This window comes from Paenibacillus sp. 23TSA30-6, assembly GCF_014858585.1.
In the GTDB taxonomy this organism is placed as follows: domain Bacteria; phylum Bacillota; class Bacilli; order Paenibacillales; family Paenibacillaceae; genus Paenibacillus.
The window spans coordinates 151,626-163,346 of the sequence record NZ_SLTL01000009.1; the positions used below are offsets into that span (position 1 = coordinate 151,626).

7 protein-coding genes are annotated in these 11,721 nt (G+C 43.3%); all 7 read right to left on the reverse strand.

Annotation, left to right across the window (positions count from 1 at the left end; translation table 11 throughout):
• Positions 1–215: 215 nt before the first annotated feature.
• Entirely contained in the window at positions 216–4,205 is a 3,990-nt protein-coding gene (locus tag E0698_RS10850) for a DNRLRE domain-containing protein (RefSeq protein WP_192511541.1), read from the reverse strand.
• A gap of 36 nt (positions 4,206–4,241) precedes the next feature.
• Positions 4,242–7,025: a filamentous hemagglutinin gene (locus tag E0698_RS10855; protein ID WP_192511542.1), complete on the reverse strand. Its 2,784-nt coding sequence runs from the start codon at positions 7,023–7,025 to the stop codon at positions 4,242–4,244.
• On the reverse strand, positions 7,010–7,627 hold the full coding sequence (locus E0698_RS10860; RefSeq protein ID WP_192511543.1) for a hypothetical protein: 618 nt from the start codon (positions 7,625–7,627) through the stop codon (positions 7,010–7,012). The genes E0698_RS10855 and E0698_RS10860 overlap by 16 nt, the downstream gene beginning before the upstream one ends.
• Before the next feature lie 36 nt (positions 7,628–7,663).
• A complete protein-coding gene (locus E0698_RS10865; RefSeq protein WP_025682889.1) occupies positions 7,664–8,158 on the reverse strand; it encodes a hypothetical protein in 495 nt (164 codons plus the stop codon).
• 270 nt (positions 8,159–8,428) lie between these two features.
• The gene (locus E0698_RS10870; protein WP_192511544.1) at positions 8,429–9,649 is read right to left on the reverse strand and encodes a hypothetical protein; all 1,221 of its coding nucleotides are present in this window, start codon (positions 9,647–9,649) and stop codon (positions 8,429–8,431) included.
• A gap of 144 nt (positions 9,650–9,793) precedes the next feature.
• The gene (locus tag E0698_RS10875; protein WP_192511545.1) at positions 9,794–10,621 is read right to left on the reverse strand and encodes a hypothetical protein; all 828 of its coding nucleotides are present in this window, start codon (positions 10,619–10,621) and stop codon (positions 9,794–9,796) included.
• Positions 10,622–10,635: 14 nt separating this feature from the next.
• The gene (locus E0698_RS10880) at positions 10,636–11,721 is read right to left on the reverse strand and encodes a cell adhesion protein (RefSeq protein ID WP_192511588.1); all 1,086 of its coding nucleotides are present in this window, start codon (positions 11,719–11,721) and stop codon (positions 10,636–10,638) included.

The following is an 11,721-nucleotide window of genomic DNA, read 5'->3' on the forward strand; positions in this document are numbered from 1 at the left end:
CCCGGAAAGCCTGCTCATCTTTTGACAATAGCTCTCGATCCGTAACCTTATTATTACTACGACCGCTGGCGTAGCCGATGACTCCAATAACCGCGGTTATTACATTTATGTCCAGCCCATATCACCTGCCTTTTGTCTATTTTCTTCCCCAACAGGTTCAATATAAGTAAAAATCAGTAAAACTTAACCCCTGCTACGAATAGCAGGGGTTAAGTTTACATGATAAAGCAGTATCCGTATTCTGTAGCCACATCTATACTGGAAACCATATCATCATACACCTGAACCTGTATAGCCCCAGGTAGTAATGATTTCTGCCACACGGAAATATGGCCTTTTAATATAGATCTTTTCCAAATGTCCATGGAACCATGAAGATCATTTTGTCGATACTGTGTGACCACCACTGAGCCAGTGACAATGGATTTCTCCCACACACTCATATCACTTTGTAAGCTTATTTGTGCTGTCCTTCTCACAGTTAGATAGCCTGTGATGTGACTATGTTCCCGAATCTCCAAATCTGATGAAAGCTCTGTTTGCTCTGAATGTCGAACGGTAACGCGACCATATTTATCATACGCTGCGTCCCGCCTAATCCCCACTTCAGCATTCAGATCATGGTGTTCCATAACACGAACCGATAGTTCGGTATCCCAATCCTGCTGATCGGAAAGACGCACCGAGATTCGAGACCATCTATCAGATTCACGGCTTTTCCGTGCACTGATCCTGCCTTTAAGTTCAGATTTCTCCCAGGTTTTTACGTAAAGCTCACTCGAGATAGAGTCCAAATGACTACGTCTGATTCGCAGATGAGAAGACTGATCCGTATAGCTGTCCACTCGAACCTTTATGTTAGAGCCTAGATTGCCGGATCTTACTCCTACTGCAATTTCCAAATCTGAAATGAGCTTAACTCGCACTGTAATTCGTGACTGCATATCCATTCTTTTATGGTACGGAATGGATATGGAGGCCCATAAATTTCCTGAAAGCACGGTAAGGCTTGAAGGCACATCTTTTTTCGGCCAGATCGCTATACTTGATCTCAAAGAAGTATAATGCGGTATTGTGACCGTTGAAGGTAGCCCGAAATGCGCTCTTGTTCTTACAGACAAATCGGATATGAGCAGATTACTAAACACAATTTGAAGCCTGCCGTAAAAATCAGGATTGTGGATATTCATATCTGCAGGCATATCTTGTCTATAAAGTATACGTCCTTCCACCATCAGATCCGCTTCACGAGATCTACGGACTGAAATAGTGCTTTTCTTTACTGCTCCCTGGAAAACGGTTATGCTCCCTAATATATTAGGGATACTCAGTTCCATACCGGAAGAGATATCCTGATGCTCTGTCCTTCTTACACGGATCGACCCAAGCGTTTCCTTACGATTAACAAGAATCGTTGCCGGAAGTTCGGGAAACGGAACTGCCCAGCGGGCAACGCTCAGTTCGGAAGCAAGGTTCTCCCTGTAAAAGACATACATATTCGAAGGTACTATTTTCCTATTCACCCATAGGGTGCTGTCCAATGAATTCTCACGTGCAACAGTAATAACAAGCTGAGCTTCCAAAGAATGATTATCCTTGCGCCGTATGGACACCTTACCGTTTAAGTTAGGTACCGTCACTGTGATATCGGCCAGGATCTCCCTTTGGTTATGGACAAACAGGCTTCCCTTCCAAACTGTTGCTCCATAGGACTGTTTAATGCGTAACGAGCCTTTAAGCTGCGACCCCTTGCTTACACGAGAGGTAAGGCCGCCCTCTATACTGTTCCTGCCCAAACTATAGATACGAGTATCATAGTAGGTAATATCTAATATAGGACGGTACGATTTTTGCTCCTTGGTAAAAAAACGAATACTTCCATTTTCAAATTCATCCAGAGCTTTAAAGATATATCCAAAATTCGACCTTTTTCCTTCATACCATGCACGAATGGAATCAGTCACATCAAAAGAAATGTACCCTGAATCTCCACCTACATCTTGAACGATGTTTATACCGTCATAGGTTGAATCGGGGCTGCTAAAGCCAAACGGAAACGGTTGATTTTGCCATGTAACTCCGTATTCTGTCCATTCCCTGGATGCTTCAATGAGCTGTATCCCCTTCTGGGATACGTTGCGACCATCGAAATACACTTTGAGCTTGGCCGATTTAATCGTTGTATTTTTCTTGGGAATAGAAGCCGTATCCAAATCAAAACCAACATAAGATCTGTATCTCTCCTGAGCCAAGGCAGAATATCCGACATACATCTGCTCCTCAACACCATAGTTTAATCTGGGCTGAGACTCCCGCACAAAAGCATCTTTATTAGAATACATAATCGTCGTGTACGTTGGAGGTTCGATAACATCATATCTGCCTTTCATCCATGTATAGGGTGCAACTCCTATGGATGAAGCCATATCCGAAACTTCCCGAACCGTCATTGCAGACGGAAGATCATCATAACTCCGAGAAGTTATCCGGTATCTGCCGGTAGACTGGGTACAGGATGTAATAGACAAGAATGAAGGTAGATTCTCCGTTTTCTTAATTTCCAGACTAGCATATATATCTATAACATGACTTTTATGAATATGGTAGTGCCCTATTATTCGGGTATGGCTGCCTACCTGAATGCTACCGTGTAGTTCAGATATACTTGGTACCGTTAGAAAGGAGGTTAAGTCTCCGGCCCCAAAAGACTCTATACTATATTTCACGGCTAGGTGAGTATGGGTACGTACAGACAATGATGAATATATTTGATGAGTAGACTTAATTTGCAGGCTGGAGCTGAGATTAGCAGGCTCAATTCCCCGCACCTGATATCTTCCGTTGCTGATTGCCTGAGTGTTTACCTTTAAGCTGCTGACGATATCATTAGGCTTTTTGATCTCTATTGCAGCTTTTAGGTTTTGCTCCTGAGCAGCATGAATATCGTATTTGGCGGCTAAGGTAGTACTTGCTTGAACCGATATACGGGAAGGTAATCCCTGTTGCACAACATTCAGGCTGGAAAGCAAATCATTTGGCATGAGCCGCTTCACATCGTATGCGGCTACTGCTATAGCTGATGAGCTAACACTCAGCACAGCAGTGAGATGATCGGATACCTTAACTGCCAACCTACCTTGGACATCACTATTATCCGCAGGCAGGATACCGTAGCGAGCCTTTACTGCTGCTTTACCTGATGTATTAACACCCAGCACGGCTGCAAGATTATCCGCTACCTTAACTTCAATAGCACTCTGTACATCATCATAATCCGCAGGGTGGGCCGCATAGTGCGCTTTTACAGAAACATGAGTATTAATATGCATATTGCTGACTACATCCATAGGCTTTTTAACCGTTATATGTGAAAACATGTCAGCCATGTCCGTAGGAATAATAGTCTGCTTCCCTTGAACTCCCCCGCTAATTCCTACTTGCAAGGATGCTATGAGATTCTGCCTTTCCGGTACTCTCGCATGAATCTGCATGTCCGAATGACTTATCCCCAAAAGGTAACCAGCCATATAGTTTTCAACGATTTCATCCATCGTTAACGCAACATTGTACATCCGTACAACAGGGATATATCCACGAAACCATTGGCTAGCCTCTGTATTGTGTTTACCAATAAAAAGTCCATCTGGCTGCTTGATATGTTCAGTGACTTCGGCTTGCACATTTCCTTGAGGAGCGCCATTCAGAAAGGTAGATAGGTTGCCTGTAATTTCGTCATATGCGCCAACAATATGATACCATTTGTTTCTGGGTAATTTCCCTAAGTTGGCATATGCTTTTCTCGTACGGGTCGCAACCTGAAGCTCCAATTCCCCTGCAGGGTTAAACATGACCCAAATGCCCTGGGTATCGTTCAACTCTCCCCCAGAAGACAAAACAACGTTACCCCCGATATAATATATCCACACTTCAAAGGTAACACTGGCGACAGGCTTAGAGGTATCCGCACCTGTACATTGGATATAATGGCTCGTCCCATTAAAAAACAGGGCATAGGGATCGGCGAGGGTGTTTCTGCCCCCCCAACCATCATCTTTCGTAAAATGGAAGCCATTCAGTATGCCGTGATTTCCTTTACCACTCAAATCATGCCATTGCGAAGTGGGTTTTGAGTTGGAGCCAACCTCCAAACCTTGATCGGCAAGGGAAGCGTGAAGGGAAAGGATTAATCCTCTCTTACTAAACATGAACATCACGCCCTATTCCATTGTATTGGAACATCATTACATGGGGCTTGCTTTCGCCCTTAGATCAAACGTTCCACCCGTCTTCACTGCAATATCCGACTTGATTCTTACATAGAGCTTTTCCGCGCTGCCCCTGGCCAATGTGCCGTTAAAAGCTAATTCCTGAGCAGGCAAAAATGGAGTATCCGACATACTTAAATCAATTTCCATCCCTTTAGCTACTGTCGCACTATCCACCCATGTTTTGAGTTGATTCACTGGGAAATCAGCATTATTTTGCAACCATACTGGTTTTGGAGAAGAGGTTTGGCTTGCGATTAATGTACCGAACTCCAGGTAACGTAGCCGCTCTCCTGCATTGTCCGTATAGTATTTACCAAATTCATTACGGAAGCCGAGCAACGGCAGATCAAGAGGTAGGAGCTTCCTTAATGCGGGATAACCGTCATTGTATTTAGGGTCCATAATCCATATGTCGTCAAAATTCCAGGCCGTATTGGAGTAGGTTCCTCTGAACTTCATTTCACGGGTGGTCAGGCCTGATCCTCCTGTGCTGGAAACATTCTTATACAACTCCTTATCAAAGTAATTATCTGAAAAGACTCCACTACCTGTATAAATAAATCCACTCCAAACGGATGAAGCAAATGCCTTGCCTAACGCGAGGCACCGTCTTATAGTGAGGGTAGCCGTATTTCCACCAAATCCACCCACCGTTTTTCCATTTAACTCCGCAACCGTGCAGCAATCCTCCACTATAGAAGAACTAATACCGTAACCTAGAAATCCCCCCAAGTAATCTCCTGTACTCTCGCCTTTACCAGAAGCATAACATCGGCGTATGATTCCATTACCAGTCACGTATCCTGCGAACACTCCAGTGTAGTTTACTCCTACAACAGTTACATTTACACTACAGTCCTCTACGATTCCATCCGTAGTTACTTGTCCTACCAAACCGGCTCCATGACTTCCTGTACTTGTAACTTTGCAATATGAAAAGGTATCGACATGGCAATTGCTAATGGTAGATTTGGAAACCTGGCCTGCTAGTGCCACTGTATAACTGTTACCTGTAACATTACAATCAATGATATCCAGATTCTTGATCCACCCGCCCATCATGTAGCCAAACAGACTTACAAATGAATCATTGGGACGATAGATGAATAAGTTAGCAACACAGCGCCCTCCACCATCAACATATCCTTTGAAATACGATTCTTTACCCACAAGATTAAAACCAATGGGGTAAAATCCGTCCTCCGCCTGGAATTCTGTCATTTTGATATCATCTTCGAATTTAAAGTAAGATTCATTGCGGAACCAACGCATTTGAGATAGATCAAACTCTGTCAGGATAATGAAAGGGTCTTCCTTTGTGCCTATCCCACTTTGGTATCGAATAAACTGGCGATGCTCAGGATATCCTCCATTGTAATCCTGGCTCATATACCAATAAATAGCGAAATCCCAATTCACAAATGTGGATGCAGTCTTTAATTCCGATGTGGATTTGCCAACACCCGCTGCACTGGTTTGAACTCCAGAGGTTTCTATATCCCAGTAACAATTTGTGATTGCAGCAGCAATATTGCTGCTGCCTATAAACCCTCCAATATTGCTTCTTTCCCGAGCTAATGTGATATCCTCAACCGTACCCGTAGAGTAACAATATGCTATGGAAAGTCCACCAGATAGGCGGGTTACATCTCCAATGAACCCTCCTGCAATATTGCCAGCTGATCGAACGTTACACTTATAATTATATGAATAATTAATAATTGAGCTGCCTGAGTAACTACCGTTATCTTGATAAAAATATCCTATTAAGCCACCAACATATCCATTCTGACCTTCTACTACACCCGAAATAACATTACAATTATATATTAAAGTATTATATGCACAACCTATTAAAGCTCCTGTATACCCCTTTTTGTTAGTGATGCTAGGATCAATCAATCTTACATTACGTATTGTGGCTAATCTGGTATATCCAAATAAACCAACATAATTTCTGTCCTGATTCATGTACAAGCTTTTTATAGAGTAACCATTTCCATCATACACACCTGTGAACACAAGAGAGGCACTACTATTACCTATCGGTGTAAACCCCTCTCCACTCTGTAAGCTCCCCATGACAATATCCCTATCCTGCATATACCAGGCTCCAGGCTTCTTCCGAACATCATCCAAATCCTGTTCGGTAGAAACAATATAAGGATCTGCCTGCGTTCCGCCACCACCAGAGAAATGATCCACATAAATATAGGTCTGACCCTCTATCTTTTCATAATAGGGTCTTACGCCGTCCGTCTCTTCCTTCGTCTTCACATAGGTCAGCTCAGCAACACCGTCTTCATCCGCATCACTGATTACGTATACATCCGAATAATCATCATAGGGTAAAATAATCGTTCCGCTAAGATTGGAGGCTCCATGCACATAAGCAAATTCACGTCCAAACGGAATCTGTTCGCGGGTTTCCGCATCCAATACATGCTTCACCCGATCTCTGCCTACGATGTCAATTCCCGTCGGATCGACGGTATCTAAAATAATCGTGGATGCTATTTTATTTTCGTAAAAGGAATCAGCCAATTGCTTATATTCCTGATACATCTGCTCTTCATCAGATGTTAATGTATCATTGACATCCAGCTTTTTTTCCTGCAGCTCTTCAAATTCTTCTTTAATACTTTCCCAACCATTTGGAGTGAGAGCTTCTACAGGATATGGGTATATACTGAAAACTGACTTTTTATTGATTTTATCCACTTCAATCGTATAATTACGAATTACTGAACCAGCCAATTCAATTCACCTCCGATATCGGGTTTTAATGGAGCACTGAATTCCTGTGTAACCAGGCCGTTTACCTTGACCTGTAATTTACCATTCAGTTCCGTATTGGATACTAGTCTCAATGCCATATGAACGGGTGCGTTGAATGGAATCTTACAGATCGCTTTGACATGAAATTCAACATGGTCAATCAGAAGTGCCGACTTATATCCAAAATTAAATTGGGTAATCGTACTGCTCATTACGCCTTTTTCTCCAGCCGCAGCAGGGCTATAATTGGGTAATCCAGATGCCTCCGCATCCTTATATGAAATAATGTCTCTGTAGGATTGAAACACATTACCCGTCAGGTTATAGTCTTTGTCCGGCGTTGAATATACCAGCTCCACCATCCTGCCAGCTAATTTGAAAATACCGTCACTTTCAAAGAAAAAGCTTTGACCATGCCCTACCATGCCAAAGCGAATCAATTTATCTCTTTGAATAGCATAAAAGCTGTTTTCTGCCTGAGTGACAAAATCATACTCAGAAAGGTGAGTACCATCCGTATACTCACCTAGCCAAATAAAATCCTGTGACACAGGAGAATATCCATTACATTGTGCAAACATAGATATTCTTCCTCCCATTGTATTGGATATCAGTTGTTAGACGTATTGATAGGCCACACGTGTCAGAAAATTTACATTACCTGCCGTGGCGGTAGCCGGAACGCTTGCTTGTAGTGTCACTTGTGTGTAATTGCCTTTGGAGTTCCCTACGGAGCCATCGTTGATAACGCCCAGAATTTCCTTGTTTCCCGGCGAAAAGGTTCCCTTGGAATTGACCGTATTCCCGCCAGCCTGAATGACTTTCGTCGCTGTCCCGCCAATTGACGTAAAGCTGGATTCTGCCATACTATCCACACGTACCTGAATCCATGTATTCAGGACCAGCTCACCACTATCCCCACCTGAGCTATCCTTGGTCGTAATAGTGCAATTGGTCATCGTAGAGAAGTCAGTGTTTACATTTCCCCGGTTGTTCCAAATAAGTACACCCAGGGATGGAGAAGAAGATCCTGCGTCTATCGTCCCGATCTCCCATTTTGACAATGTTGTTACGTTGTCTGTTTTAAGCCATGATACTGCTGGTGCTGGCATGTTTTTTCCTCCTTCATTTTAGAAAAGATAAAATAAAACTCTTCGCCACGTTCTTCATGGCATACTCAATATAAGCAACTAGAATCGAAAACTAACATTCTGCGGAAATAAAACCTACAAAACTCTTTAGAGGTAGACATAAATACACCCCTTAGCTGCTACGAATGAGCATACACTCATTCAATGCTTCTAAGGGGTACTACTATAACTCAGGCTGATGGATATAAAGAGTTACCTGTTTAAGAAAATAGGATTAAGCCTGCTTATTACTTATTCAGCCTTTTTATACTGAATGAACAAGACATCCGGTACATCTTCGACAACCTTCAACGTATCCGGCGTAAAGTTAAAGCCTGTAATCAATCCGCCGGCATCCTTGATATAAGTAAAGTTAATACCTGGTGTTTGGAGTTGCCCGTTGATGGCCAGACGTACCGTTTTGTCTTTAGCTTTTCCCTTTTTTAGAGTGTATTCCGTCTCGCCCCCAACTGCTTCAAATACCTCTTCTTCATCCGCAGCTTCGATCGTGCCCACTTTCACACGTAATGCTTTGAACGCAGCATCTGCCGCCTTCTCCAAATCAAGAATACGACCTTCCGCATTACCAAAAGCACCTGCTTTGAAGTAACCATTTGAAGAATCTGCATCCCGGTCATTAATTCCATTCATCAAATCCTCAGAAGATTTCAAGCGCTGCGCCAAATGGCTGAGAGCCAACTGTAAAGTCACTCCGCTATAGTTCGGATCTGTCGCAACCCCGATCAGTTGTGCGCCTGTAGCAGACGCCAATTGATCCCGAATCGCCTGATCCGCATCTTGGCGATCTTGTACCTCCTGACTAATCTGATCTTGAATAGAAACTATCAGATTCGAATTACCGTCATTGTCCAGCGTACCCGTTGAACCATATACATCCTTCATCAACTGAATCAGGTTCATATAGGCCTTGGCATCGGTGGCCCCTTCCACGAATCCGCTACCGCCTTGAATGATCGCATCCGAAGGAATGACAGACAAATTCGTGCGAATCACGAAACGATAATCAATCTTGCCCGCATTTGCATCAAATGTATAAGGCTGCTCTTTGCCCCCTTCTACACTATAAAATTTCAGAAAGTAGCTGCCTTTACTTTCTTCAAGACGACCGTATACCACGTCAGAATCGCTGTCTCCGATCGGACTGTCTGTACCGGCGGAGCGAAGCTGCACCTTCTCAGTCAGCACGACACCTTCCATTTTGTCTCCGGTCGAGACGGTTCTTGTACCGATATCGCCCGATACATCCAGTTGTGTGCTGCCGGCAACCGCTTTTTTATTAACCTGTACAAATACATCAATCTTGGTGTCTTCCAAAATTTCACGATGATTATGAAACTTGAGGTCAATGTACTTCTCTGCAATCTTGTTCGCTTCATCAAAATGTTGATTCCGCAACAGTTTGTTATTCAACTGCTCACCACGGAATCTCGCAATACCTCTTGTTTCGGCCATAACTCATCTCTCCTTGTCGGGATTTCACAAAATCCCATTTTATGTTTTGTTACGAATGCAATATAAGTTTGCTTTATGCTTTCTTATCCGATATTGTAGTCATATTTTATTATAAATAATTAATTTTTTACCTTATTTTAAACCTTATATAGTAACGACAATTTCTAGTGTCAAGCCTCTTAAGTCTTCGCCTGCCACATGAGTGTAAATACGAAAATGATCATTCTTGTGAATCATAGGATCGGAAAGAATATAGGGTAAATGACTCGTATTGCTGGATTTTTCACCTGCATGAATGGTCAGGTTACGGGTGAAAATATTAGTCCAGTTCGGCAACGTTTCATAGTCGAACTGTGAGCATTTTTCAATGGAAAACTCACTTTTACTTGTCCCGTACACTCCGCAAGAAGCATATATTTCCCTGATCTTACCTTCAAAGGGGAATCTCATTTCATATTTACAGGGACCCAGCGGAATCCGATCCAACACAAATACCATCGTTTTGACCTCTGCCCGCTCTTGAATATAATCCAGCCTGTCATCCAGACGGTGAAACTGAACATCACGCTCCGTATATTTACGGGCCGAAACAACCTCTTCCTCCAGCCTTTTGAACCTGAGATCATCAATACCGCCCCCTTGACGATACTCAGGCTTCCAGGTACGGATGTATATTTCATCATCAATCACAAGAGGAATGTGCTGTCCTGCCAAGGGATGCTCCAGCGGATAAGTACCCAAATCGAGACGAATCGTGTTTTCGTCCACTTCCTCATATCCACCCTGAACCAGCAAATGCTGCCCATTCAGATATACGTCCAGCATCTTTGTACCCAATATATAAGGATGTGTCAGACGGATGTACAAGTCTTCATGCTTGTCCAGGTAGGCCTGATCCACAATAATCTCCTGCTCGTTCCAATAGATTAGTTCATTCCCATATCTGCGCAACGTCATCTTCGTACCAGCCAAAATCCAACACCTCCTTATATATGAGTAATATCCAAAATAAAATGAAGAGGCTTGATGCCAAAGTGCTCATTTTTGCGCTCTATCTTCATCCAGAATTTCATCTTGCCGTCAGGTGGCAGAGTTCCCATAGGGAGTCGCTGCATATAATCCCCTTGCGGATGATCCGTTCCATCATCATGACTCAAGTCCGCCCATTCATAACCAAATTCCTCAAGATATTTCAGGATACCCATCGAGATCTGCTCGGCCTTCTTATTTTTCGAGGGATTATATAGCTCCATTTGCACCTGAATGGTATTGTCATACATCGTGCCCAGGTAGGTTTCCCCGCTTAAACTAAGCTCTTTATCCTTCCACAGCACACGAAGATCGGTACCATACAGATACAGATCACCACCGTACATATCCATTGCACCAAGGCTCGATAAAAGAACACCATTTTCATCATAGACCCTCAGTATGCCGCTAAAGGGCATTGTCGGAAGCTCCAAATGAACCCCTGTCCACGTGGGCTCTACCTTGGAAGAAGCAATAGCATATCCATCAGGATTGCATAAAAACACGGAATACCCCTCCGGCAAATTTCCCATCGTTATTTTGTTGCTTTTACATAACACGAGCCTGTCTAAGCCAAGCTTTTCATATTCATCACGTTGTGGATTTTTTAAGAGGACACCTATTTTTTCAGCCTCCAGATCAGCCGAGTCAAATAGCTCCCACCCCAATCCGCGATCAGCATAAAAGGTCCATCGGTTGCCCTTTTTCTCTGCCCGCCATCGGCTATACTCCCGGGTCGTCGTATCCTTACTCTCCAGAAATTCCAGCCGATGGTAGCCATCCTGCCAGATGACAATGCCCCCTTCATCACCGTATGCAATAGGAACATAGTCGGCAGTAACTTCTAACAGCAGGGTAGGCTCATCCTTTGATGCATCAAACAAAAGCATGGTTTCCGGTTCTGTGTGGGACATGATTAACTGCTGCAAACCTGTATCCAGGGTACAAGCCGTTGTCGGAGATAATTGGTAGCGGGAATGGATTTCTCCACTTTGGAACGCATCATCAAAAATCAATCCACTCCATTTCTTGTAAATCCCCAT